This is a genomic window from Dankookia rubra (assembly GCF_004355005.1).
GTDB classification, from domain to species: domain Bacteria; phylum Pseudomonadota; class Alphaproteobacteria; order Acetobacterales; family Acetobacteraceae; genus Paracraurococcus; species Paracraurococcus ruber_A.
This window is the reverse complement of the sequence record NZ_SMSJ01000009.1, coordinates 97199-120300: the sequence shown is the minus strand read 5'-3', so window position 1 is coordinate 120300 and position 23102 is coordinate 97199. Positions and strand designations below refer to the sequence as shown.

Genomic DNA, 23102 nt, shown 5'->3' with positions numbered 1-23102 from the left:
GTCATATAGGAAGCGCGACCGCGCCCTGCATCAGCCGTCGTTGCGTGCGGAACACCACGGCGCTGTCTGCATGCCAGCCGGCATTGTCCCGGCGGACCTCGGCGCCGACGGTCAGCATGCCGGAAGCGTGCGCGACGCGGATCTCCTCGGGCCGGGTGCCGCGGGTGGCCAGGGCCTGCGGGATGCTGCCTTCGATGCGGCAGGCGACTGCAAGGCAGAGGGCGCCGGTCATCGGCACCGCGCGGTGCGGCCGTTCCATGGACAGCATGCGGATGGTGACGTTATGGCCGGCGGGCTCGAGCACGCTGCCGTCGAGGATGCGGGCGGCGGTCGGGCCGGCGACCAGGGCGACCCGCGGATTGGCCAGGCTGACGCCGTCCTCGGTTGCGGCCAGGCCCATGGCGACGCCGCCCGTGCGGCGGATGCGGTCGAGCAACGCCATCAGGTCGGCGCGGGCCTCGATTTCGTCGGGCGATTCAGCGCCCGTCAGGCCGAGGTCGCTCGCCGCGACGAAGACCGCCGGGTTGGCCGCATCCACCAGGCTGGCGCGCAGCGGCCCGAAACCGGGGATGTCCAGCACGTCCACCGCATTGCCGGTCGGCAGCAGCCCCGCGCATTGCGAGCCGCCGGGCGCGAGGAAATCCAGCCGGATGCGCGCGCCGGTGCCGGCGACGCCAGCGATGGCGAAGTCGCCGTGAATCTCGGCGCGGCCGTCGCGCACGGGGAAGCGGGCGTGGATGAGCTTCCGCGTGTTGACCTGGTGGATGCGGACCAGCGCCTCCCCATCCGCCGCGCGCACCAGGCCTTCATCCACCGCGAAGGGGCCGACGGCCGAGGACAGGTTGCCGCAATTGCCCTTCCAGTCCACCACCGGCCGGTCCACCGAGACCTGTGCGAAGGTGTAGTCGACATCAGCCTCGGGGTGGGTCGGCGGGCCGATGATGACGCCTTTCGAGAGAGAGGAGATGCCGCCGCCCATGCCGTCGAGCTGGCGGCCGTTCGGGTCCGGGCTGCCGAGCACGCCGAGCAGGATGGGGTCGATCGCGGCGCGGTCGGCCGGCAGGTCCTTCGCGTGGAAGAAGACGCCCTTGGAGGAGCCGCCGCGGATGAAGGCTGCCGGGATGAACTGCTGGCTCATGCCGCCTGCGCCTCCAGCACGCGCCAAACCTTCTCGGGCGTCACCGGCATGTCGATATGGCCGATCCCCAGCGCGTCGCAGACCGCCGAGACGATCGCCGGCGGCGCGCCGCAGGCGCCACCCTCGCCCGCGCCCTTCACGCCGAGGTCGTTGTTGGGGCAGGGCACGATGTTGAAGCCGAGGTCGAAGCCCGGCGCGTCGGCGGCGCGCGGCATGCAGTAGTCCTGGAAGGTGGCGGTGAGGAACTGGCCGCTCTCCTTGTCGTAGACCGCATGTTCCAGCAGCGCCTGGCCGATGCCGGTCATGATGCCGCCATGGCTCTGGCCATGCACCAGCATCGGGTTGATGACGTTGCCGACATCGTCCACCGCGGCGTAGCGGACGATCTCGACCTGGCCGGTGTCGGGGTCGATCTCCACCTCGGCGACGTGGCAGCCGTTCGGGAAATTGCATTCGGTGCTGCGGGTATAGAGCAGCTGCTCGTCGAGGCCGGGCGCCTCGCCTTCGGGCGGCACCTGCGCCAGCTCGATCACCTGTTCCCAGCCGGTGCTGAGGTCGGTGCCGGCGACGCGGAAGCGGCCGCCCGCGAATTCCACGTCGTCCACCCCGGCTTCCAGCAGGTGCGCCGCCAGCCGCCGTGCCTTGGCGACGACGAGGTCGGAGGCCCGGGCGATGGCGACGCCGCCCATCTGCGAGGAGCGCGAGCCTCCGGTGCCGTTGCCCTTCTCCACCACCGCGGTATCACCCTGGATCAGCCGCACCGCATCGAAGGGCACGCCGAGCTTCTGGTGCAGGATCTGCGCATAGGCGGTCTCGTGCCCCTGGCCATGGCTGAAGGTGCCGACGGTGACGGCGACCGTGCCGTCGGGTTCGAAGCGAACCCGCGCCCATTCGCTGGGCTGGCCGCCCGAGGCCTCGATGAAGTAGCCGAGGCCGATGCCGCGGCGCCTGCCCTGCGCCGCCGCGGCCGCACGCCGCGCCGGGAAGCCGGCCCAGTCGGCCAGCGCCTGCGCCTTGGCCTGGGTTTCTGCGAACAAGCCGCTGTCGATCGCGTTGCCGACGACGTTGGTATAGGGGATCTGCTCGGGCCGGATGTAGTTGCGCCGGCGGATCTCGTCGCGGCCGATGCCGAATGCGGCGGCGCCGAGGTCATACAGGCGTTCCAGCACATAGGCCTGCTCGGGCCGCCCGGCGCCGCGATAGGCATCGGTCGGCGTAGTGTTGGTGAAGACGCAGCTGACCTGTGCGTTCAGCGCCTGGATGTCGTAGACCGTGCCCATGATGCGGCCGCCGGCGACGGTCGGCACGCGCGGGCCGAAATCCTGGAGGTAGGCGCCCATCGCCGCCATGGTGCGGATGCCGACCGCGAGCGTCCTGCCATCCGCATCGAAGGCCATCTCGGCCCGCGTCACGTGGTCGCGGCCATGTGGGTCGCACTGGAAGGTCTCGGTCCGGCCGCTGGTCCACTTCACCGGCCGGCCGAGCCGCTTTGCCGCCCATAATACCATCCCCGATTCCGGGAAGATCTTGCCGCGCAGGCCGAAGCCGCCGCCGACATCGGGGGAGATGACCCGCAGCTTCTCCTTCGGCACCTTCAGGATCAGCCGCGCCAGCCCGTCCTGCACCCGGATCACCCCCTGGGTCGGGGAGTGCAGGGTGTAGCTGTCGCTCGCCGCATCGTATTCGCCGAGCGCCGTGCGCGGCTCCATCGGGTTGCCGACCAGGCGGTTGTTGACGAGCTCGAGCGAGACGGTCCTGGCGGCGCGGGCGAAGCCGGCATCGGCCTCCGCCTCCCGCCCGCTGTCCCAGAGGACGCAAAGGTTGCTGCCATTCTCCTCCCAGATCACCGGCGCATCCGGGGCCAGCGCCGCGGCGGTGTCGGTGACGCTCGGCAGGATTTCGTAGTCGACCTCGATCAGTTCGGCGGCGTCCTGCGCCTCGGCCCGGGTCTCGGCGATGATCAGCGCTACCGGGTCGCCGACGAAGCGGACCTTTTCCGTCTGCAGGATCTGCCGCGGCGTCGGGAAGAGCTTGGTGCCGCCCTTGCCGGGCACGTCGACCATCACGGGGAACCGGCCGATCCCGTCGGCGGCGGCGTCATGCCCGGTCAGCACCGCAACGACGCCGGGCGCCGATCTCGCCGCCGTCACGTCGATCGACAGGATGCGGGCATGCGCATGCGGCGAGCGCAGCACATGGGCCTGCGCCTGGCCGGGCCGGTTGACGTCGTCGGTATAGGTGCCGCGTCCCGTCAGCAGCCGGACGTCCTCCTTGCGCCGCACCGGCTGGCCGATCCCGAACTTGTCCATGGTTCCGCCCCTGCTTTCCCCCGGAGGAAAGCCGCCCCGGCCGGGACTGTCGAGGGGGGGTGGCGCGACGGGCCGGAATGGGCGAGGAAAGGGGCCAAACGGGCAGGAGGAAGGCGCCATGGCCGGCTTGCGGTTCGATCTGCGGGACACCCCGCCGGAAGCCGAGGCGCTGCGCGGCGAGCTTCGCGCCTTCCTGGCCGAGCAGGGGCGCGACTGGGGCCCGATGGTCCGCGGCTATTCCTGGATGGGCTTCGACCGTGACTTCTCGCGCGAGGTCGGCAAACGCGGCTGGATCGGCATGACCTGGCCCAGGGCCTATGGCGGCGGCGAGCGCACCGCGCTCGAGCGCTACGTGGTGCTGGAAGAGATGCTGGCGGTCGGTGCCCCGGTCGGCGCGCACTGGATCGGCGACCGGCAATCCGGCCCGCTGATCCTCCGGCTCGGCACCGAGGAACAGCGGCGGGACTTCCTCCCCCGCATCGTCTCCGGCGACCTCGCCTTCGCCATCGGCCTGTCGGAGCCCGACAGCGGCTCCGACCTCGCCAGCCTGCGCACCCGGGCGGAGAAGGTGCCGGGCGGCTGGAAGATCAACGGCCGCAAGGTCTGGACCACGAACGCGCATCGCTGCGACTTCATGATCGCCCTGCTGCGCACCGCCCCGGCGCCGGACCCGAAGCAGAAGCACCAGGGGCTCAGCCAGTTCCTGGTGGATTGCCGCAGCAGCGGCATCACCATCCGGCCGATCCTCGACCTGGTAGGGGAGGAGGGGTTCAACGAGATCACCTTCGACGACGTCTTCGTCCCCGACAGCATGCTGGTGGGGCAGGAGGGCAATGGCTGGGAACAGGCAACGGCCGAGCTGGCCTTCGAGCGCGCCGGGCCGGAACGGTATCTGTCCTCGCTGCCGCTGCTGACCGCCGCCCTGGACGACCTGCGCGACGAACCCGCGGCGCCCGAGGCGGTCGGCCGTCTGCTCGCCCGCGCCGGCACGCTGCGCCAGATGTCCCTGGCCGTCGCCGGCATGCTGCAGGACGGCAAGACCCCGGCGCGCGAGGCCGCGCTGGTGAAGGATGTCGGCAACGACTACGAGCAGGCGCTGCCCGAGACGCTTCGGAAACTCTTCGATCCCGCCCGCACGCCGGATGAGGTGCAGGAGATGCAGCGCATCATGACCATGGTCGCCCGCAGCTACAGCCTGCGCGGCGGCACCCGCGAAATTCTGCGCGGCATCATCGCCCGCCAGCTGGGGCTGCGCTGATGTCGGACGATCTTCGCACGATCCTGCTGGAGCAGGTGGAGCGCCTGCTGGCCGACCGGGCCGGCCCCGACCTGCTGCGCGCCAATGAGCGCGGCACCTGGCCGGAGGCGCTCTGGGCCGAGGCCGAGGCGCTCGGCCTGCCGACCGCGCTGGCGCCGGAAGCGCTGGGCGGGGCCGGGCTCGGCTGGGACGATGCCGTCGCGGTCTGGCAGGCGCTGGGCCGGCATGCCTCGCCGGTCCCGCTCGGGGAGAGCATGGTCGCGGCGGCGCTGCTGGCCGCCGGCGGCATCGCGCCGCGGGCCGGGCTGCTGGGCCTCGCGGTGGGCAATGCGCCGGTCGCCTGGGGCCGTAGGGCGGCCGCGGTGGTGATGGTCTCGGCCGGCACCGTGCTGCTGCAGCCCGGCCCCGCCACCCGCCAGGGTACCGCCCACTATAGCCGGGAGCCGGCCGACCTGGCCGCGCCCGGCGTGCCCTCCGAGGAAGGCCGGCTGCCCGATGCCTTCGGGCCCGACGCCGCGCTGCTGGCCGGCGCGCTGCTGAACGCCGCCCGGATCGCCGGGGCGCTGGAGGCGGTGCTCGACATGACGGTCGAGTATGCCAATACCCGCAAGCAATTCGGGCGTCCCATCGGCGGCTTCCAGGCGGTGCAGCAATTGCTCGCCCGTTGCGCCGGCGAGGTGGCCGCGGCCGGCGTCGCCGTCGCCAATGCCGGCCGCGCCGCCGACCGGCACGGGCTGGCCGCCGCCGAGTTCGAGATTGCCTCGGCCAAGGTGGTAGCCGGAGAGGCTGCCGGGACCGGCGCCGACATCGTCCACCAGGTCCATGCCGCCATCGGCTTCACCGACGATCATCCGCTGCACCTCTTCACCCGCCGCATGTGGGACTGGCGGGACGGCTGCGGCGCGGAACGCGTCTGGGCGGCGCGGATCGGCAAGGCGGCGCTGACGCGCGGCGGCGACAGGCTCTGGGCCGACCTGACGGCCCGCTGAAACAGGGGAAACTCCGGGAATGCCCGACTACGTCACCTACGAACAGGATGGGCCGGTCGTCACGCTCACCCTGAATGCGCCGGACAAGCGCAATGCCATCTCCACCTTCGCCGATTGCGACGCGGTGGTCGCCGCCGTCCACCGGGTGAACCGGGACCGGTCCGTGCGCGCCGTGATCCTGACCGGCGCGGGCACGGCCTTCTGCGCCGGCGGCGACCTGAAGGCGATGCGCGACCGGCGGGGGATCATCGAGGGCAGCCATGCCGACCTGCGGGAGAACTACCGCCGCGGCGTCCAGGCCATGGCGAATGCGCTCTACGACTGCGACGCGCCGACCATCGCCGCGGTGAACGGGCCTGCCATTGGCTTGGGCCTCGACGTCGCCTGCATGTGCGACATGCGGATCGCCTCGGAGAAGGCGAGCTTCGCCGAGAGCTTCGTCAAGGTCGGCATCGTCCCCGGCGATGGCGGCGCCTGGCTGCTGCCGCGCGTGGTCGGCATGTCCGTCGCCTGCGAGATGAGCTTCACCGGGGACGTGCTGACGCCGCAGGAGGCCAAGGAGGTGCGGTTGGTGTCGCGCGTCGTCCCGCACGAGGCGCTGATGGACGCCGCCCGGGCGCTCGCCGGCCGCATCGCCGCCAACCCGCCGGAGATGGTGCGGATGACCAAGCGGCTGCTGCGGGAGGGCCAGCATACCAGGCTGTCCACCCTGCTGGAGATGTCGGCCGCCTTCCAGGCCCTGGCCCATAGCACCGAGGACCACAAGGAAGCCGTCGGCGCCATGTTGGAGAAACGCAAGCCGACCTTTACAGGGCGCTGATGACCATCCTCTCCGAGGGTCCGATTCGCGCCTCCGCGCCTCCGCCGACCGGGCCCGCCCTGCCCCGCGCCGCCGTCGGCGCGCTCGAAAGCTCGAAGATCCGCGAAGTCTACAACGACGGCGCTGACATCCCCGATCTCATCCCGCTCTGGGTCGGGGAGCCGGACATCCCGACGCCGGACTTCATCAAGCGGGCGGCGGCGGAGTCGCTGGCGGCGGGGGAGACCTTCTACTCCTCCAACCTCGGCATCGACCCGCTGCGCGACGCCGTTGCCCGTTACCAGCGGCGCAACGGCCGTCGGGTGACCATGGACCGCGTTTGCGCGACCAGCGCCGGCGTCAATGCCATCATGCTGGCATGCCAGACCGTGCTGGACCCGGGCGACCGGGTGGTCACGCTGGCACCGCACTGGCCGAACATCGGCGCCATCCCGCTGATCCTCTCGGCGCCGGTCGAAACCGTGCCGCTGTACCTGGCGCAGGGGTTGTGGCGGGTCGATCTCGACCGCCTGCTGGCGGCCATCACGCCGGAGACGCGGCTGGTGCTGCTGAACTCACCGGCCAATCCGACCGGCTTTGCCCTGACGCGGGAGGAGCAGCAGGCGATCCTGGCGCAATGCCGCCGCACCGGGACCTGGATCCTGGCCGACGAGGTCTACGAGCGCCTGTATTACGAAGGCCCGCGCGCGCCCTCCTTCCTCGACATCGCCGAACCCGAGGACCGCGTCATCGCGGTCAACAGCTTCTCCAAGTCCTGGGCGATGACGGGCTGGCGCCTGGGCTGGCTGGTGGTGCCGCCCGCGGTGACCGATTCCGTCGCCAAGCTCGTCGAGTACAACACGTCCTGCGCCCCGGTCTTCGTCCAGCGCGCCGGCGTCGCGGCGCTGGACCAGGGCGACGAGTTCATCCTGGAGGTCGCGGCGCTGTACCGCCGTCTCCGCGACAAGACCGCCGCGGCGCTGAACGCCGTGCCGGGGGTGACCGCGCCGGTCGCCTCGGGCGGCATGTACAGCTTCTTCCGGGTGGAAGGCCTGACCGACAGCCTGGCCGAGGCCAAGCGGATGAGCCGCGGCGCCAAGGTTGGCCTTGCCCCCGGTTCCGCCTTCGGCCCGGGCGGGGAGGGGCATTTCCGGCTCTGCTTCGCGCAGCAGGAGGCCACGCTGGAACGGGCGCTGGAGCGGGTGACGGGCTGGCTGCGCGGGCGCTGACGCGGGTCACGTCCCGGGTGGCTGGGCGGAGGAGGGTGGCGGCCTAAGCCTCGGCCTTCCCGCCTCGCATCACCTGGCTCATCAACCGCGCCGTGTCGCCCTGCATGCGTTGCATCAGGGCGCCGATCTCCTGCGCGGTCTGCAACCCGAGCCACTGGGCCCGGTCGAGCATGGCCATCATGGCCTCGGCCGCCTCGGGCGGGGCGCTGGCACTGGCGAGGTGACGGGCGTTCCGGGTCATCTCGTCCAGCATCCGCCGGGTCACCTGGGCATGCTGATTCGCCGCGGCCTGCATCCAAGTCATCGCCAGCCGGTTGGCCGCCGCGACCATCTCGATCCCTCGCCGCTGCATGGCCAGCAGGTCCTCCGGCCCGCCGTCGCGGGCCGGGGGTACCAGGGGCCGGAAGCCCGATCCGCGGGGTTGCTCACCACTCATCGCCGGTATCCCACTGCAACACGCGCGCGCTGCCGCCGGTGCTCGCGCCAGGATGACAAGCCGCGCGGCGAAGCGCCAGATGCAGCCCGCTGCCCCATGACGCGTTGCCTCGCCATCCCGAGGAGGAAACCCATGGCGGACCACCTGAAGGCGATGCTGGACAGCCAGCCGCACCACCCATCGGCGCTGGAGGTGATCCGGCGCTGCATTGCCGCCTGCCTGGATTGCAACGCGACCTGCACCAGCTGCGCCGATGCCTGCCTGGCCGAGCCGATGGTGGCGGAGCTGGTGCCCTGCATCCGGCTGGACCTGGACTGCGCCGATATCTGCGGCGCGACCGGGCGGGTGATCGGCCGGCTGACCAAGCCGAACAAGGCGACAACGGCCGCCATGCTGCAGGCCTGCATTGCCGCCTGCGAGGCCTGCGCCGCCGAATGCGGCAAGCATGCCGGGATGCACGCACACTGCCGGATCTGCGCCGAGGCCTGCCGCGACTGCGCGGCGGCCTGCCAGGCGCTGCTGGACGTGATGCCCTAACGGGAGGCCGGGATGGCGAAGGAAACCAGGGCCCAGCGCGAGACGGTCGAGCGGGTCATGCGCGAGTGGAAGGAAGGCGAGCTGGAAACCAGCCGCGGAACCCCGGTGACGTCGCGACGCCAGGCGGTGGCGATCGCGCTGCACGAGGCCGGCGCATCGCGCGACGAGACGCCGGCGAAGAACCGCAGGAACCTGCAGGTGACCAAGGCGCGGGAGCGGAAGTCCGAGGAAACGCGGGCGTCGCTCTATGCCGAGGCGACGCAGCGCGGCATAGCCGGCCGGTCCCGGATGACCAAGGCGGAACTGGTCCGGGCGCTGCGGCCGCACTGAAGGCGCGGCCGCAACACTGGGGGTCAGCCGCGGGCGATCCAGGGCATCTTGGAGGCCGCGATGGTGACGAACTGGATGTTCGCATCGAGCGGCAGGTTTGCCATCATCAGGATGGTGCTGCCGACATGGGCGACGTCGAAGGTCGGCTCGACCTTCATCTCGCCATTGGCTTGCTTGACCCCTCTCGCCATGCGGGCCGTCATCGGCGTCGCCGCATTGCCGATATCGACCTGGCCGGAGACGATGTCGAACTCCCTGCCGTCCAGCGCCAGCGTCTTGGTCAGCCCGGTGATGGCGTGCTTGGTGCTGGTATAGGCAACGCTGTTGGGACGCGGCACATGCGCGCTGATGCTGCCGTTGTTGACGATGCGGCCGCCCATCGGGTCCTGGTTCTTCATGATGCGGAACGCCGCCTGGGCACAGAGGAAGGACCCGGTGAGGTTCACCTGCACCACGCGGGCCCAGTCGTCGTATTGGAGGTCCTCGATCGGCCCGGCCGGGACGTTGCCCCCGGCGTTGTTGAACAGGAAGTCGAGCCGGCCCCAATCGGTCTTCAGCTTGTCGAAGAGCGCGCTGACCGAGGCGGGGTCGCCCACATCGGTCGGTACCGCGACGGCGCGCGGCCCGGCATTGCCGGCCAGGCCCGCGGTCTCGGCCAGTGCATCGGCGCGGCGGCCGGCCAGCGCCACGGTCCAGCCATCGGCGAGCAGGGCAAGGGCGGCGGCGCGGCCGACACCGGAGCCGGCGCCGGTGACAACGGCATACTTGGTCATCGAGGTGTCTCCTTCAGGAATTCGGCCCGCGACCCATGCCGATGGGCTGCCAGCGGCGCAAGGCGGTATCCTGCAGCACGCCGGGATTGACGCAGCTCATCGGCCATTTGCCGGACAGCACCAGGGCCAGCTCGTGGCCGACGCGGCGCTTGCGCGCCTCGTCGAACCGGGCGGAGGCGCTGGCGACATGCGCCGTGAGGGTCACGTTCTCCATCCGCAGCAGCGGGTTGTTGTGGCTGGGCGGCTCGACCTCGAGCACGTCGAGCGCGGCATGGGCGATCCAGCCTTCCTGCAGCGCCTTGATCAGCGCTTCCTCGTGCACCGTCGGGCCGCGGCCGACATTGACGAAGATGCTGCTCGGCTTCATCAGCCGGAAGTGCTCCTCCCGCAGCATATGGGTGCATTCGGGGCGAGCAGGCGCGTGCATGGAGACGAAGTCGGACTGTGACATCACCTCGTTCAGCGTCGCCGGCAGCACGCCGTGTTCGGAGATGGTCATCTCCTCGACGAAGGGATCGTAGGCGATCATCCGCAGGCCGAAGGGCGCGGCGCGCCTGGCTACCGCACGCGCCACGCGGCCGAAGGAGATGAAGCCGAGCGTCAGGCCCATCAGACGGGGGATCTTCAGCAGGGCCGGACGGCCTTCCTTCCAGCGGCCCTCGCGCACCATGCGGTCCTGCTCCAGCAACCGGCGGAAGCCCGCCAGCAGCAGCATCATGGCGTGGTCGGCAACTTCCTCGATAAAGGTGTCGGGCACGTTGGTCACCGGGATGCCGCGCGCGGTCGCCGCCTTCACATCGACGCTGTCGACGCCGACGGAGCCGAGCGCGATGACCTTGCAGTTCTCCAGTGCGTCGATGATGTCCTTGGTGATGGCGATGCCCTTGCCGTAGATCGCATCCGCGGTCCGGGCGGCGGCGATGAAGCCGGCGGTATCGGTCGGCGCCTCGACGATCTCGGCATCCATGCCCGCCAGCGCCTCGCTCTCCAGCGCATAGCCGCCACCGGCCGTGGTGAAGCTGGCGCCGGCGGGCGTGACGATCCTGTACTTGGCCATGGTTGGGCGTTCCCTCCTACTTCGGCGGCCGCGCGCGGATCGCGGCCTCGTTCACCTCGACGCCCCAGCCCGGTCCAGTTGGCATGACCAGCTCGCCATCCTCGATCACCGGCGGGGGCGTGAACTCGTCGCGCCAGGCGACGCTGTCGATGTCGATCTCCATCACCCTGAAGTTCGGGATGCAAGCGGAGAAGGTCGCGCTGATCATGCTGCACAGGTTGCCGTAGAAATTGTGCGGCGCGCAGTTGACCTCGTAGACGTCGCAGAGCGAGGCGATCTTTATCGATTCGCCCAAGCCGTTCCAGATGACGTCGACGATGCCGACATCCATCGAGTACTGCTCGAGGTACGGGCGGAAGTCGCGCCTTCCGTGCAGCGTCTCGGCCGAGGCGATCGGGCAGGGGGCCATGCGCTTGATGGTGCCCAACGCCTGCGGATCGTGGATGTCGATCTCCAGCCAGGTCAGGTTGAAAGGCGCAACGGTCTCGGCGATGCGCTGGAAGCCCTCGGTCCTGAAGTGGAAGTTGGTATCAAGGTGGATGCCCATCTCGGGCCCGACCGCGTCCCGGATGCTGCGGAGATGGGCGCGAAGCTCGGCCAGCAGCCGGTTGTCCCAGTTTAGCTCCGGCCAGCCGGCGTGGCGGCCGAAACCGGGGGAATACTGGAACAGGCTGCCGTCCGGCCCCGGCACAAGGATATTGGTCTTCAGCGCCTTGAAGCCGCGGTCCTTCACCTCGGCCGCGTGGCGGGCGACATCGGCGCGGCTGCGGATGGCGGGCACGCCGATATGCGCGGCGTTGCGGACGCGGTAGCTGGCGAAATGGGACCAGTAGACCGGGATGCGCTCCCGGATCGGGCCGCCGAACAGCGCGGCGACCGAGATGCCGCGAGCCCGGGCAGCGATGTCGAGCAGCGCATTCTCGATCGCCGCGATCGCCTGCTGGTTCAGCCCGCCGCGCGACTGCCGGGTCATCACCTGCAGCCAGGCCGTCACCTCCTCCCACCGCGTCGGATCGCGGCCGATGATGAGCGGCGTCAGCGCATCGATGACCGAGGAGAGGCCGGCGGAGCCGAAGCTTTCGCTGTACTCGGACCAGCCGACCAGCCCGTCATCGGTGGTGACCTTGAGGAAGGAGAAAAGCCGCCAGCCGGCATCCGCTCGCAGCGTCTCGACCTGGGCGATCTTCATCGCAGCCTCCGTTCCCGTCCCGACCGAAACCAAGCATGCCGTCCGCCTATCCACAAGACGGCGTCGGGACGGTAGCCTTGCCCGGCAAGCAATGGAGGGGACAATGGGGAAGCTGGACGGCAAGATCGCCTGGGTAACCGGAGCGGGCAGCGGCATCGGTGAGGCGGTGGCGGAACGCTTCGGCGCCGAGGGTGCGACGGTGGTCGTCACCGGCCGCCGGCAGGACCGGCTGGAGCAGGTGGCGGAGCGCATCCGCGCCAAGGGCGGCACCGCTCATGTGCAGGTGGCCGACCTGATGCAGTCGGCCGAGGTGCAGCGGGTGGCGGATTGGATCGGCGCGACGCTGAAGCGGCTGGACGTGCTGGTGAGCAATGCCGGGCTGAACGTGACCGAGCGTCGCTGGGACAACCTGACGCCGGAGGGGATCGACCAGCTGATCCATGGCAACCTGTCCTCGGCCTTCTATGTCGCGCGGTCGGTGCTGCCGATCATGCGGGCGCAGGGCGGCGGGGTGATGATCCACACCGCGTCCATGGCCGGGCGGAATGTCGGGCCGATGAGCGGCGCCGGCTACAACGCCGCCAAGCACGGCGTGGTGGCGATGAGCCACAGCCTCAACATGGAGGAATGCGTCAACAACATCCGCAGCACCGCCTTCTGCCCCGGCGAGGTCAATACCGAGATCCTGAAGAAGCGGCCCAACCCACTGAGCCAGGAGGACCTGGACCGGATGCTGCAGCCGGAGGATTGCGCCGAGCTCATCCTCTATGCGGCGACACTGCCGGCGAGCGTCACGATGAACGAGGTCTGGCTGACGCCGACCTACAACCGCGGCTATGTCGCGGCGCTGGGGCGCAAGCTGTAGCCGGCACGGGCGCCGCGGGCATGCGGCGCCCCTTCGGCCTATTCGATGACGATCTCGCCCTGCATGCCGTGGTCGGCGTGGGTCTTCCCATCCGCCATGCGGATGCCGCAGCGCAGGTCGGTGATGCGGCCGGCCTGGACCGGCACCAGCCACCATTCGGCGCTATGGCCGGGATAGACCTCGATCTCGCGGATGGCGCCCTTGATCTCGGCCAGCACCGCGTCGCGCCCGTCCGCGCCGCGCTGGGTCAGCTGCACCTTGCGGGTCCAGACGCTGGCGGCGAAGTTGTCGGAGGTGAAGTAGTGCGCCTCGGTGCCGCGGTTGCGCAGCACCAGCTTGTAGAGCCTGCCCGCCTCGAACCGCAGCTTCGAGGGTGAGAAGCCGAGCGGCATCTCCGGCGTGCCGAGGTCGACCACCATCTCGGTTGCCGCCTGGCGGGACAGGTCGCCCGCCGCCTGCGCCCTTCCGATCACCATCGCCGCTGCGGTGGCGATCAGCCCCATGGCGCCGCGGCGCCCCGTATCCTGCATAGCGGTCCACCCCTTGCCATTCGTCGAAAGGCCTGGAAGTCTGCATAGCTGTTCAGATGAACAGTCGCGCGAAAACAATCCAAGCATTTCAGTGGCTTATCATTAGGAAGGCGGCGACGCCAGCGCAAGCCGCGGCACAGCTATTCCTTTACTGCCCCGGTCAGCGACGACACGTAGTAGTCGACGAAAAAGGAATAGAAGATCGCCACCGGCAGCGACCCCAGCAGGCTGCCTGCCATCAGCGCCCCCCACTGGTAGACGTCGCCCGAGACGAGTTCCGTCAGGATCGCCACCGGCACGGTCTTGCTCTCGCTGCTCTGGATGAAGGCGAGGGCATAGATGAACTCGTTCCAGGACAGGGTAAAGCTGAAGATGCCAGCAGAGATGAGGCCCGGCACCGCCAGCGGCAGGGTGATCTTCATCAGGATCTGGATGCGCGTCGCGCCGTCGATCAGCGCGCATTCCTCGAGCTCATAGGGGATCGACTTGAAGTAGCCGATCAGCAGCCAGGTGCAGAAGGGGATCAGGAAGGTCGGGTAGGTCAGGATCAGCGCCATCGGCGTGTCGAACAGCCCGAGCTGGAAGACCATGGTCGCCAGCGGGATGAACAGGATCGAGGGCGGCACCAGGTAGGCCAGGTAGATCGCCAGCCCGACATACTGGCTGCCGCGGAAGCGCAGGCGCTGGATCGCATAGGCCGCCAGCGTGCTGGCGAACAGCGACAGGATGGTGGCGCAGATCGACACCGTCATCGTCGTCACCAGCCAGCGCGGATAGGCGGTGTTGAACAGCAGGTGCTTGATGTGGTCGAGCGTCGGCGAGCCGATCCAGAACGGATTGTAAGTCTTGTAGTCGTAGAGCTCGGCATTCGGTTTGAAGGCGGTGATCCCCATCCAGTAGAAGGGGAAGAGCAGGATCAGCACGAAGCAGGCCAGCGGCACGTAGAGCATGACCAGGCGCCGGGTCTTGCTGTCCCAGGACATCGCCTCGGGCTGCGCGGTCGCGGCATTGCCCTGGATCGGGGCGGCGGTGGCGGCGGCGTCAGTCATTGCTCTCTCCCTGCTGCCACTTGCGCCGGGCGAGGGCGAAATAGCTGAACAGCGTAGCGGCGACGAGGAAGGGGATCATGGAAACCGCGATGGCGGCGCCTTCGCCGAGCTGGCCACCCGGGATGCCGCGCTGGAAGGCCAGCGTCGCCAGCAGGTGGGTGGAGTTCACCGGCCCGCCGCGGGTGATGGCATAGACCAGCTGGAAATCGGTGAAGGTGAAGATGATGCTGAAGGTCATGACGATCGCCAGGATCGGCAGCAGCATGGGGAAGGTGATGAAGCGGAAGCGCTGCCAGGCGGTCGAGCCATCGAGCAGCGCGGCTTCATAAAGGCTGGGCGAGATGGTCTGCAGCCCGGCCAGCAGCGAGATCGCCACGAAGGGGATGCCGCGCCAGATATTGGCGGCGATGAGCGAGAAGCGGGCCGGCCAGGCGCTGCCGATGAAGTCGATATTGGTGGTGCGCCAGCCCAGCACGTCGACGAAGAGATAGGAGATGATGCTGAACTGCGGATCGTAGATCCACCAGAAGGCGATCGCCGAGAGCACCGTCGGCACGATCCAGGGCAGCAGGATGATGGCCCGCAGCAGCGACTTGAACGGCACGTGGTTGTTCAGCAGCAGCGCCAGCCACAACCCGAGGCCGAATTTCCCGATCGTGGCGACGGCTGTGTAGAAGACGCTGAAGAAGACCGCGTTCCACCAGAGCTTGTCCTCCAGCAGGTACTCGAAGTTCTCGAGCCCCACCCAGACGCCGCTGCGGCCGATGGTGGTGTCGGTGAAAGCGAGATAGATGCCGAGACCCAGGGGATAGGTCAGGAACACCAGCAGCAGCCCGACCGCCGGCAGCAGGCAGGCGAAGACGAGGAAGGGCTTGTAGTCGAACAGCCGGGCGAGCCAGTTGGGCTCGGTGCGGCGGCGGACCCAGTCCGGGGCGGTCGTGACGGACATGCAGCGTTCCTTGGCTGCGGCGGCGCCCGCGAAGGGGCGCCGCCGACAGGCGTCAGCGGCGGAAGATGCGGCGGGCGCGGCGCTCGGCCTCGCGCGCCGCTTCCTGCGGCGTGGACTGGCCGGAGGCGACGGCGGCATACATCTGCACCGTCACGTATTCCGCGCTCGCCTGGCCGGAGGCTTCCGAGATCGGGCCCTTGTAGCCGTTCCAGAACTTGTTGTTCATGCTGTCGCGGAAGATGGCGATCTTCGGATCGCTGGTCCACACCGCGGCATCCCGGTAGGCCGCCAGTGGATGCGCCCAGTAGCCGAGGTTGGCGTTCAACCAGGGCTCGTACTGCTCCTGCTCCAGCATGAATTGCAGGAAGGCCTTGGCGGCATTGGGGTAGCGGCTGTGCTTGAACACCATGGCGTTCAGGGTCAGCGGCGCGCTCGGCCAGCTGCCGGCCTGGCCCGCCGGCATCGGCGTGTGCTCGGTATCCGCGGCGATGGCCGCCGTCGCCGGGTCGTTCTTCAGCGAGAAGTAGAGCGAGACGCCGTTCGAGGTGACCGACAGTTCGTTCGCCGCATAGGCGCGGTTGTTGCTGATGTCGCCCCAGGCCAGCGTGCCGGCCACGAAGGTGGGGTAGAGCTCCTTCAGGTAGTTCAGCGAGGCAACGGTCTGCGGGCTGTTGATCGAGACCTTGCCTTCCTCGTCGATGATCGAGGCGCCATGCGACCAGAGCAGCCAGTTCGCCGTGCCGTTGCCGTCGCCCACGGCATTGCCGAGCGCGAATCCGGCCGGCTTTCCTGCCGCCTTCAGCTTCTTGCACATGTCGAGGAAGCCCGGCAGGTCGGACGGCGGCGTCTCGAGGCCCACCGCGTTCACCGCCGACTTGCGCCAGACCAGCGGGCCGGCGGTGCCGCCGAAGGGCAGGCCGATCCAGTTGTTGGTGCCGTGCCGCTTGCCGTACTTCTCGCCGACGAACATCCAGCCGCCGTACTTCTTGCCGAGATATTCGGCAACGTCGGACAGCTCGACCAGCTTGTCGGCGTAGATGTGCGGCGCGTCGCCGAAGCCGATGATCATGTCGGGGCCGGCGCCGGTATTGGCAGTGACCGCGGTCTGCTGGGTGATGTCCTCCCAGCCCACGAAGTCGACGCGGACCTCGACGCCCGTCGCCTTGGTGAAGGCGGCGGCGCCGGCGCGGAAGATGTCCTCATCCGGCTGCACGAAGCGCACCGGACGCAGCATGCGGAGCGTGGCGCCCTTCTCGATCGGCAGGCTTGGCGGCGTGGCGTTGGCGGCGGTGACGCGGCTTTGGGCGAGGGCGCCGGTGGCGGACAGCGCCGCGGCGCCGACGCCGAGCTGAAGGGCGGACCGGCGGGTGATGAGCGTCATTCTTGTCTCCCGGATATGTCTTGGACGTCAGTGGCTGATGCGGCGACCGGTGCCGCCGTCGAACAGGTGCACCAGCGAGATGTCGGGCATGATGCGGATGGTGTCGCCCGGCCCTGCGGTGACGCGCTCGCGGAAGGTGCAATGGATCGGCGTGTCGCCCAGCCGCGCCATGACCTGGGTCTCGGACCCCGTCGGCTCGACCAGCGTCACCGTCGCTTCCAACCCTCCGTTCGGCGTCAGCATGATGTGCTCCGGCCGCATGCCGTAGACCCCGGCATTGCCCCCGGCGCCCGGCGGCAACGGCAGCAGCGCGCCGCCCTCGGCCTCGAACCCGCCATTGCCGATGCGGCCGCGGATGAGGTTCATCGCCGGGCTGCCGATGAAGCCGGCGACGAAAAGGTTGGCGGGGCGGTCGTAGAGCTCGAGCGGCGGTCCCGCCTGCTCGACGTTGCCGCCGTTCATGACGACGATCTTGTCGGCCATGGTCATGGCCTCGATCTGGTCGTGGGTGACGTAGACCGTGGTCACCTTCAGGCGCTGGTGCAGTTCCTTGATCTCGGCCCGCATCTGCACCCGCAGCTTGGCGTCGAGGTTGGAGAGCGGCTCGTCGAACAGGAAGACCTGCGGGTGGCGGACGATGGCGCGGCCCATGGCGACGCGCTGCCGCTGGCCGCCGGAGAGCTGACGCGGGTAGCGGTCGAGCAGCTCGCCCAGGCCCAGGATGGCGGCGGCGCGCTGCACCTCGGATTCCATCACCGCGGCCGGGGCCTTCGCCAGCTTCATGGAAAAGGCCATGTTCTGCCGCACGGTCATGTGCGGGTAGAGCGCATAGTTCTGGAAGACCATGGCGATGTCGCGGTCCTTCGGCGGAACCAGGTTCACCACCCGGCCGCCGATCGCGATCTCGCCCGCGCTGATATTCTCGAGCCCCGCCAGCATGCGCAGCAGGGTCGACTTGCCGCAGCCCGACGGCCCGACCAGCACCACGAACTCACCGTCCGAGATGTCGACGCTCACCCCATGCAGCACTTCGAAATTGCCGAAGGACTTGCGGACATTCCGGATGTCGACCGTCGCCATTCTGCCTCCCCTGATCGGGCGGGCCACAGCGGCCGCCCGTTCCTTCCTTCTGGTTGTCCCCGCCTGTCAGAGGCGCGAGACGGCGGTTTCCTTGGAGGTGATAAACTCCAGCAGCACGGGGACGCCCGCCTTGGTCTTCTCGATCCCGCGCCGGATGGCGGGGATGATCTCGGCCGGGTCCGTCACGCGCTCGCCGTAGCCGCCGAAGGCGCGGGCCATGGCGGCATAGTCACCGGAGATGTCGGTGCTGCGGTACTTCTCCGTGCTGACCGGCATCACCTTCAGCTCGATCGCCATGGAAAAATTGTTCAGCAGGATGGACATGATCGGGATGCGCTCGCGCACGCAGGTCTCGAAGTCCATCCCGGTGAAGCCGATCGCGGCATCGCCCCAGACATTGATGCAGAGCTTGTCGGGCGCAGCCAGCTTGGCGCCCATGGCAAGGCCGAGCCCGTAGCCGAGCTGCGTTGTCTTGCCCCAGCCCAGGTAGCTCAGGGGCGTCGTCGCCTTCCAGAAGGGCGAGAGCTGGTCGCGCGGGCTGCCGGCGTCATGGGTGATGATGGTGTTGTCGCGGTCCACCGTGTGCTGCAGATCCCAGAGCACGCGATAGGGATTGATCGGCGCGTCCTTGGACTTCAGCTTCGGCATCCACTGCGCCAGCCAGGGCTCCCGCTGCCCCTGGATCTCGGCCGCCACCGGCGCCGGGTCGCGCGGCTGCGGCACCAGCGTAGCAAGCTCGGCCAGGAGCGCATCGAGCGTGAGCGCCGCGTCGCCGATCAGGCCGAGCTCGGCCCGCACATCCTTGTTCAGGTGCATCGGGTCGAGCGTGGCGTGGATGATCTTCGGGCCTTTCGGCATCTTCACGCCGAAATTGGTCTCCGTGAAGGAACACCCGATTCCGAAGATCAGGTCGGCCTTGTCGAGGAAGTGCCGCACCGGCTGCGGGATGGCGAGCCCGCCGGAGCCGAGGCTGAGCGGATGGTCCTCGTTGAAGGACGACTTGCCGCCGAGGCTGGTGGTCACCGGCGCCGCCAGCAGCTCGGCCAAGGCCTTCAGCTGCGGCCAAGCCTCGGCCCAGTGCACGCCGGTGCCGGCATAGATCACCGGCCGCTTCGCCCCCGCCAGCAACGCCGCGGCGCGCTTCACCTCGGCCGGGTCGGGGCCGTAGCGCGTCGCCATGACAGGGGTATAGTCCAGCGGTTCCGGCACCTCCTCGTTCCACATGTCGGTCGGGATCTCGACCAGCACCGGGCCGCCGCGGCCGTTGCGCAGCCGGGTGAAGGCGCGGCGGAGGATGTTCGGCACCTCGGCCGCCAGCACGATCGGCTCGGCGCTCTTGGTGATGCCGCGCATGGCAGCGGTGGAGTTGAAGTTCGGGTCGATATGCGCGATCCGCCGGGCATAGCCCATCGGCAGGACCAGGATCGGCACGCTCTCGCCATAGGCCTGCGCCACGCCGCCATAGGCATTCTCGCTGCCCGGCCCGTGCTGCATGCAGAAGGCGCCGATCCTGCGGCCGGAGGTGACGCGGGAGATGGCGTCGGCCATGTGCAGGCCGATGCGTTCCTGTCGCACCATCACGGGGCGGATATCGGCGGCAGCGGCATGCTCGATCAGGTGGTTCACCGGATAACCGGTGAGGATCTCTATGCCCTCGCGCTTCATGATCTCAGCTATGGCTTCGCCCAGCTTCATGGATTGAATCCTCCCGCCCGGGCTGCGCGCGCCCGATGATGCGCGGCCGGTGATCCCGGTCCGCGTCCGTTTCCTTTTCCAGCCTAGCCTTCGTCGCGCATCGCACGCAACCGGCCGGCTTTCCGCGGCTTCCCGGCACGGCGAATCGCTTCATACTGCATCGCATCATCCGCCGTTGGGGGAGTGCCGATGCCGCCCGAGACCACCCGAGAGGAGTTCGACGCGCTGGTCGCTCGCGCCGGCATCCCGCTCACCGCCGAGCAGAAAGCCGGGATCCACGCCGCCTGGGGCGGCATCGAGGCGATGCAGCGCCTGGTACGCGCGCCCGCGCCGGCGGCCGAGGCCGAGCCCGCCACCACCTTCTCGACCGAGCCCGGCCGATGAGCGCGATCCCGAGCATCGCCGAGGCCGCCGCCGCGATCGCCACGAAGTCACTCTCGCCGGTCGAGCTGACCGAGGCCTGCCTGGCCCGCGCCGAGGCGCTGGACGGCACCCTGCACGCCTTCATCCGGCTGGACGCCGCCGGCGCCCGCGCCGAGGCCCGGGCGGCCGAGGCGCGCATCCTGCGCGACGGCCCGCGCGGCCCGCTGGACGGCATCCCCTTCGCCCACAAGGACATCTACTGCACCGCCGGCGTCCCCACGACCGCGCATTCGAAGGTGCTGCAGGACCATGTGCCGGGCGAGGACGCAACCACGGTCCGGCTGCTGGCCGAGGCGGGCGTGGTCATGCTCGGCAAGCTGTCGACGCATGAATTCGCCTTCGGCGGCCCCAGCTTCGATCTGCCCTGGCCACCGGCGCGCAATCCCTGGAACCCCGACCACTTCCCCGCGGGGTCGTCGAGCGGCACGGCGGCGGCGGTCGCCTCCGGCATGATCCTCGGCGGCACCGGCTCGGATACCGGCGGCTCCATTCGCGGCCCGGCGGCGCTCTGCGGCATCACCGGCATCAAGCCGACCTATGGCCGTTGCTCGCGCGCCGGGGTGCTGCCGCTGGCGCAGTCGCTCGACCATACCGGGCCGATGGCCTGGACGGTCGAGGATTGTGCCATCCTGCTGCAGGCCATGGCCGGATACGACCCTTCGGACCCGGCCAGCGCCGAGGTGCCGGTGCCCGACTTCCGTGCCGAACTCGGCCGCGGGGTGAAGGGTCTCCGCATCGGCGTGGTCCGCCACTTCCACGAGCGCGACAACCCGACCAGCCCGGCGACGCTCGCCGGCATCGAGGCGGCGGCCGGCTTCTTCAGGGCCGAGGGCGCCGTGGTGCGCGACGTCACCCTGCCCAGCCTGGCGGACTACAATGCTTGCGGCTGGCTGATCCTGCTGGCCGAGGCCTGGTCGGTGCACGAGCAATGGATGCGCCGCGACCCCGGCCTGTACGGCGAGCTGCTGCGCGACCGGCTGGTGGCGGGCGGGCTGCTCTCGGCCGGCGACTACCTGACGGCGCAGAAGAAGCGGCGCGAGCTGATCACGGCAACGCTGGCGGCGGCCGCCGATCTCGACATCCTGCTGACGGCCTCGGCACAGGGCGAGGCACCGCGGATCGAGGACGTGCCCAAATGGGCCTTCCTGGAGAAGCCGAATTTCACCATGCCCTTCAACGTCACGGGTTGGCCGGCCCTGACCCTCTGCACCGGCTTCGGCGAGGGCGGCCTGCCGGTGGCGATGCAGCTGATCGGCAAGCCCTTCGCCGAGGCGACCGTCTTCCGCGCCGGGCAGGCCTACGAGGCGGCGCATGCCTGGCGCGCGAAGCGGCCTGCCGTGGTGGCATAACACCGGCAATGGCGGGGGAGGGGGAATGGGAGGCCTGGATGGTCGCGGCGCAGGCCGGCGACGCCCGCGCCTATGACGCCCTCCTCCGCGCCGCGCTGCCCCTGCTCCGCAGCGTTGCCCGCCGCCGCATCCGCGACGCGGCGGAAGCGGAGGATGCGGTGCAGGACGCGCTGCTGACCATCCACCAGCTCCGCCACGCCTTCGACCCGGCGCGGCCGATCCGGCCCTGGCTGGTGGCGATCTGCGAGCGCCGCGCCATCGACCGGCTGCGCCGCAGCGGCCGGCGCCTGGGGCGCGAGACGCCGATCGACGATTTCGGCGAAACCTTGGCCGCACCCGGGGCGAACCAGGGGGAGACGAGGGTAGCCTCGGCCGAATTGCGCGCCGCGGTCGCCGAGCTGCCGCCGGCGCAGCGTACCGCGCTTGGCTTGGCGAAGCTGGAGGACCTGCCGCTGGCCGAGGCCAGCGCACGGTCGGGCATGTCGGTCGGGGCGCTGAAGGTGGCGACCCACCGGGCGGTGAAGGCCTTGCGGAAACGCCTGGGCGCGGAGGACTGAGTGGAGAGCGAGCAGCTGATCGACCGGCTTGCCACCGGGTTGCGCCCGGTCCGCCGCCTGCCGCCGCCGGGGCTGCAGGCGCTGCTGTGGTGCGCGCTGGCGGTGCTGGTGATCGGCTTCGCGGTCGCCGTGCAGGGGCTGCGCCACGACCTGGCGCAGCGCATGGCCCTGCCACAGGAGCTGGCTCAGTTTCTCGCCTCGATCGCCACCGGCCTGGCCGCGGCGCTGGCGGCGGCGATGCTGGCGCGGCCGGACCGCTCGGCCGCCTGGGTGTTGCTGCCGGTGGTCCCGCTGGTGCTGTGGCTGGGCGGGCTGGGCTGGGGCTGCTTCGCCGACCTGGGCCGGATGGGGCCGGATGCCCTGGCCATGGACACCAGCTGGGGCTGCCTGAAGTTCATCCTGCTGATGGGCACGCCGCTGACCGTGGCGCTCTACCTGCTGCTGCGCCATGCCGGGCCGGTCCGGCCGCTGCCGGTGCTGCTGCTGGGCGGGCTGGCCTCCGCGGCGCTGTGCTCGGCGGGGCTGAGCCTGTTCCATCACCTGGATGCCATGCTGATGATCCTGGTCTGGCACGGCGGCGCCGTCGCGGTGCTGGTGGTGCTGGGCTGGGCGCTCGGCCGGCCGCTGCTGCTGCGGGCACCGGCCATCCCGCGCTGACGCAGCCGCTACGCCGCGCCGAGCAGGGACTACCAGACCGGCAGGGTGACGAAGGAAAGCAGGGTGCCGATCCCCACCATCAGGGTGACCAGCGGTGGGTTGAGCCCCTGCTGGATGGCGATGATCGAGGCGCCGATCTGCGGCGCCATCGCCGCCTCGAGCAAGGTGACCTGCAAGGTCTCGCCTGCCTGCCCGGGCACGCCGACATAGAGCAGGTCGAGCAGCAGCGGGCCGAGCACCAGCTTGTAGCCGGGCCCCAGCGCCAGGGCCGTGCCGTTGCCGCGGAGCGTGGCGCAGCGCAGCTGCAGCCCGACCGAGACAAGGGCGAGCCGGGCGAGCGTGCCGCCGAGGCGATGCAGCACGGCCACCAGCCAGTCGGGGTACCTGACCGGCATCGGGGCGAGCGCCAGCAACGTGGCGAGCAGCGGCGGGAAGCGCGCGATCCGCCCGGCGATTTCCCGCCGCGAAGTGACGGCATCGGAATGCAGGCAGGCGGCCACGATCCCCACCGTGCTGAGCACGA

24 protein-coding genes are annotated in these 23102 nt (G+C 69.9%); 11 read left to right on the top strand and 13 right to left on the bottom strand.

The window, feature by feature from the left end:
- Position 1: 1 nt before the first annotated feature.
- Both E2C06_RS10240 and E2C06_RS10235 read right to left on the bottom strand, forming a co-directional pair.
- Positions 2-1138 carry a 2-methylaconitate cis-trans isomerase PrpF family protein gene (locus E2C06_RS10240; RefSeq protein ID WP_133288506.1) on the bottom strand — a complete coding sequence of 379 codons (1137 nt, stop codon included), beginning with the start codon at positions 1136-1138 and terminating at the stop codon, positions 2-4.
- Complete coding sequence (locus E2C06_RS10235; protein ID WP_133288505.1) at positions 1135-3447, bottom strand: xanthine dehydrogenase family protein molybdopterin-binding subunit; 2313 nt, start codon at positions 3445-3447, stop codon at positions 1135-1137. The genes E2C06_RS10240 and E2C06_RS10235 overlap by 4 nt, the downstream gene beginning before the upstream one ends.
- Before the next feature lie 118 nt (positions 3448-3565).
- On the opposite strand from E2C06_RS10235, the gene E2C06_RS10230 reads away from it, so the two are divergent.
- The 4 genes from E2C06_RS10230 to E2C06_RS10215 are packed head-to-tail and all read left to right on the top strand — an operon-like array spanning position 3566 to position 7722.
- Positions 3566-4705, top strand: coding sequence for an acyl-CoA dehydrogenase family protein (locus tag E2C06_RS10230; protein WP_133288504.1), 1140 nt, complete (start codon positions 3566-3568; stop codon positions 4703-4705).
- The gene (locus E2C06_RS10225) at positions 4705-5694 is read left to right on the top strand and encodes an acyl-CoA dehydrogenase (RefSeq protein WP_133288503.1); all 990 of its coding nucleotides are present in this window, start codon (positions 4705-4707) and stop codon (positions 5692-5694) included. Before E2C06_RS10230 ends, E2C06_RS10225 begins: the two co-directional genes overlap by 1 nt.
- A gap of 19 nt (positions 5695-5713) precedes the next feature.
- A complete protein-coding gene (locus tag E2C06_RS10220; protein ID WP_133288502.1) occupies positions 5714-6514 on the top strand; it encodes a crotonase/enoyl-CoA hydratase family protein in 801 nt (266 codons plus the stop codon).
- Positions 6514-7722, top strand: coding sequence for a pyridoxal phosphate-dependent aminotransferase (locus tag E2C06_RS10215; RefSeq protein WP_133288501.1), 1209 nt, complete (start codon positions 6514-6516; stop codon positions 7720-7722). The genes E2C06_RS10220 and E2C06_RS10215 overlap by 1 nt, the downstream gene beginning before the upstream one ends.
- A gap of 43 nt (positions 7723-7765) precedes the next feature.
- On the opposite strand, the gene E2C06_RS10210 is transcribed toward E2C06_RS10215, so the two are convergent.
- Entirely contained in the window at positions 7766-8158 is a 393-nt protein-coding gene (locus E2C06_RS10210; RefSeq protein ID WP_133288500.1) for a phasin family protein, read from the bottom strand.
- Between the two features lie 132 nt (positions 8159-8290).
- Here E2C06_RS10210 and E2C06_RS10205 point away from each other — a divergent pair, with 132 nt between their 5' ends.
- A complete protein-coding gene (locus E2C06_RS10205) occupies positions 8291-8695 on the top strand; it encodes a four-helix bundle copper-binding protein (RefSeq protein WP_133288499.1) in 405 nt (134 codons plus the stop codon).
- Between the two features lie 12 nt (positions 8696-8707).
- Complete coding sequence (locus E2C06_RS10200) at positions 8708-9025, top strand: DUF6496 domain-containing protein (RefSeq protein ID WP_133288498.1); 318 nt, start codon at positions 8708-8710, stop codon at positions 9023-9025.
- A 23-nt stretch (positions 9026-9048) separates the two neighbouring features.
- Here the strand turns inward: E2C06_RS10200 and E2C06_RS10195 are convergent, their stop codons facing one another.
- From E2C06_RS10195 to E2C06_RS10185, 3 genes are read right to left on the bottom strand one after another with little or no spacing between them, the layout of a single operon-like run.
- Positions 9049-9798: an SDR family oxidoreductase gene (locus tag E2C06_RS10195; protein WP_133288497.1), complete on the bottom strand. Its 750-nt coding sequence runs from the start codon at positions 9796-9798 to the stop codon at positions 9049-9051.
- Positions 9799-9811: 13 nt separating this feature from the next.
- Positions 9812-10855: a C-terminal binding protein gene (locus E2C06_RS10190; protein WP_133288496.1), complete on the bottom strand. Its 1044-nt coding sequence runs from the start codon at positions 10853-10855 to the stop codon at positions 9812-9814.
- Positions 10856-10871: 16 nt separating this feature from the next.
- On the bottom strand, positions 10872-12044 hold the full coding sequence (locus tag E2C06_RS10185) for a mandelate racemase/muconate lactonizing enzyme family protein (RefSeq protein WP_165982314.1): 1173 nt from the start codon (positions 12042-12044) through the stop codon (positions 10872-10874).
- 103 nt (positions 12045-12147) lie between these two features.
- Here E2C06_RS10185 and E2C06_RS10180 point away from each other — a divergent pair, with 103 nt between their 5' ends.
- Positions 12148-12909: an SDR family oxidoreductase gene (locus tag E2C06_RS10180; RefSeq protein WP_133288494.1), complete on the top strand. Its 762-nt coding sequence runs from the start codon at positions 12148-12150 to the stop codon at positions 12907-12909.
- A gap of 38 nt (positions 12910-12947) precedes the next feature.
- Here the strand turns inward: E2C06_RS10180 and E2C06_RS10175 are convergent, their stop codons facing one another.
- The 6 genes from E2C06_RS10175 to E2C06_RS10150 all read right to left on the bottom strand — a co-directional run bounded on the left by E2C06_RS10175 (position 12948) and on the right by E2C06_RS10150 (position 19593).
- Positions 12948-13439 (bottom strand): cupredoxin domain-containing protein, encoded by a 492-nt coding sequence (locus tag E2C06_RS10175; protein WP_206664503.1) that lies wholly within the window; start codon positions 13437-13439, stop codon positions 12948-12950.
- 140 nt (positions 13440-13579) lie between these two features.
- Positions 13580-14488, bottom strand: a complete 909-nt coding sequence (locus E2C06_RS10170; RefSeq protein ID WP_133288493.1) for a carbohydrate ABC transporter permease — start codon at positions 14486-14488, stop codon at positions 13580-13582.
- Positions 14481-15437: a carbohydrate ABC transporter permease gene (locus tag E2C06_RS10165; protein WP_133288492.1), complete on the bottom strand. Its 957-nt coding sequence runs from the start codon at positions 15435-15437 to the stop codon at positions 14481-14483. Before E2C06_RS10165 ends, E2C06_RS10170 begins: the two co-directional genes overlap by 8 nt.
- 52 nt (positions 15438-15489) lie before the next feature.
- Positions 15490-16818, bottom strand: coding sequence for an ABC transporter substrate-binding protein (locus tag E2C06_RS10160; protein WP_133288491.1), 1329 nt, complete (start codon positions 16816-16818; stop codon positions 15490-15492).
- A gap of 27 nt (positions 16819-16845) precedes the next feature.
- Positions 16846-17898, bottom strand: coding sequence for an ABC transporter ATP-binding protein (locus E2C06_RS10155; protein WP_133288490.1), 1053 nt, complete (start codon positions 17896-17898; stop codon positions 16846-16848).
- Between the two features lie 66 nt (positions 17899-17964).
- Positions 17965-19593: a thiamine pyrophosphate-requiring protein gene (locus E2C06_RS10150; protein ID WP_133288489.1), complete on the bottom strand. Its 1629-nt coding sequence runs from the start codon at positions 19591-19593 to the stop codon at positions 17965-17967.
- 189 nt (positions 19594-19782) lie between these two features.
- Between E2C06_RS10150 and E2C06_RS10145 the strand changes: the two genes are divergently transcribed.
- From E2C06_RS10145 to E2C06_RS10130, 4 genes are read left to right on the top strand one after another with little or no spacing between them, the layout of a single operon-like run.
- Entirely contained in the window at positions 19783-19977 is a 195-nt protein-coding gene (locus E2C06_RS10145) for a hypothetical protein (protein ID WP_133288488.1), read from the top strand.
- Entirely contained in the window at positions 19974-21365 is a 1392-nt protein-coding gene (locus E2C06_RS10140) for an amidase (RefSeq protein WP_133288487.1), read from the top strand. Before E2C06_RS10145 ends, E2C06_RS10140 begins: the two co-directional genes overlap by 4 nt.
- Before the next feature lie 8 nt (positions 21366-21373).
- The gene (locus E2C06_RS10135; protein ID WP_133288486.1) at positions 21374-21922 is read left to right on the top strand and encodes a sigma-70 family RNA polymerase sigma factor; all 549 of its coding nucleotides are present in this window, start codon (positions 21374-21376) and stop codon (positions 21920-21922) included.
- On the top strand, positions 21923-22579 hold the full coding sequence (locus E2C06_RS10130) for an NrsF family protein (RefSeq protein WP_133288485.1): 657 nt from the start codon (positions 21923-21925) through the stop codon (positions 22577-22579).
- A gap of 29 nt (positions 22580-22608) precedes the next feature.
- Here the strand turns inward: E2C06_RS10130 and E2C06_RS38690 are convergent, their stop codons facing one another.
- Entirely contained in the window at positions 22609-23100 is a 492-nt protein-coding gene (locus E2C06_RS38690) for an AEC family transporter (RefSeq protein ID WP_206664502.1), read from the bottom strand.
- Positions 23101-23102: the final 2 nt, after the last annotated feature.

Coding starts and splice junctions, on each gene's coding strand:
- E2C06_RS10240 (WP_133288506.1), bottom strand. CDS start 1,138: ATGAGCCAGCAGTTCATCCCGGCAGCCTTCATCCGCGGCGGCTCCTCC.
- E2C06_RS10235 (WP_133288505.1), bottom strand. CDS start 3,447: ATGGACAAGTTCGGGATCGGCCAGCCGGTGCGGCGCAAGGAGGACGTC.
- E2C06_RS10230 (WP_133288504.1), top strand. CDS start 3,566: ATGGCCGGCTTGCGGTTCGATCTGCGGGACACCCCGCCGGAAGCCGAG.
- E2C06_RS10225 (WP_133288503.1), top strand. CDS start 4,705: ATGTCGGACGATCTTCGCACGATCCTGCTGGAGCAGGTGGAGCGCCTG.
- E2C06_RS10220 (WP_133288502.1), top strand. CDS start 5,714: ATGCCCGACTACGTCACCTACGAACAGGATGGGCCGGTCGTCACGCTC.
- E2C06_RS10215 (WP_133288501.1), top strand. CDS start 6,514: ATGACCATCCTCTCCGAGGGTCCGATTCGCGCCTCCGCGCCTCCGCCG.
- E2C06_RS10210 (WP_133288500.1), bottom strand. CDS start 8,158: ATGAGTGGTGAGCAACCCCGCGGATCGGGCTTCCGGCCCCTGGTACCC.
- E2C06_RS10205 (WP_133288499.1), top strand. CDS start 8,291: ATGGCGGACCACCTGAAGGCGATGCTGGACAGCCAGCCGCACCACCCA.
- E2C06_RS10200 (WP_133288498.1), top strand. CDS start 8,708: ATGGCGAAGGAAACCAGGGCCCAGCGCGAGACGGTCGAGCGGGTCATG.
- E2C06_RS10195 (WP_133288497.1), bottom strand. CDS start 9,798: ATGACCAAGTATGCCGTTGTCACCGGCGCCGGCTCCGGTGTCGGCCGC.
- E2C06_RS10190 (WP_133288496.1), bottom strand. CDS start 10,855: ATGGCCAAGTACAGGATCGTCACGCCCGCCGGCGCCAGCTTCACCACG.
- E2C06_RS10185 (WP_165982314.1), bottom strand. CDS start 12,044: ATGAAGATCGCCCAGGTCGAGACGCTGCGAGCGGATGCCGGCTGGCGG.
- E2C06_RS10180 (WP_133288494.1), top strand. CDS start 12,148: ATGGGGAAGCTGGACGGCAAGATCGCCTGGGTAACCGGAGCGGGCAGC.
- E2C06_RS10175 (WP_206664503.1), bottom strand. CDS start 13,439: ATGCAGGATACGGGGCGCCGCGGCGCCATGGGGCTGATCGCCACCGCA.
- E2C06_RS10170 (WP_133288493.1), bottom strand. CDS start 14,488: ATGACTGACGCCGCCGCCACCGCCGCCCCGATCCAGGGCAATGCCGCG.
- E2C06_RS10165 (WP_133288492.1), bottom strand. CDS start 15,437: ATGTCCGTCACGACCGCCCCGGACTGGGTCCGCCGCCGCACCGAGCCC.
- E2C06_RS10160 (WP_133288491.1), bottom strand. CDS start 16,818: ATGACGCTCATCACCCGCCGGTCCGCCCTTCAGCTCGGCGTCGGCGCC.
- E2C06_RS10155 (WP_133288490.1), bottom strand. CDS start 17,898: ATGGCGACGGTCGACATCCGGAATGTCCGCAAGTCCTTCGGCAATTTC.
- E2C06_RS10150 (WP_133288489.1), bottom strand. CDS start 19,593: ATGAAGCTGGGCGAAGCCATAGCTGAGATCATGAAGCGCGAGGGCATA.
- E2C06_RS10145 (WP_133288488.1), top strand. CDS start 19,783: ATGCCGCCCGAGACCACCCGAGAGGAGTTCGACGCGCTGGTCGCTCGC.
- E2C06_RS10140 (WP_133288487.1), top strand. CDS start 19,974: ATGAGCGCGATCCCGAGCATCGCCGAGGCCGCCGCCGCGATCGCCACG.
- E2C06_RS10135 (WP_133288486.1), top strand. CDS start 21,374: ATGGCGGGGGAGGGGGAATGGGAGGCCTGGATGGTCGCGGCGCAGGCC.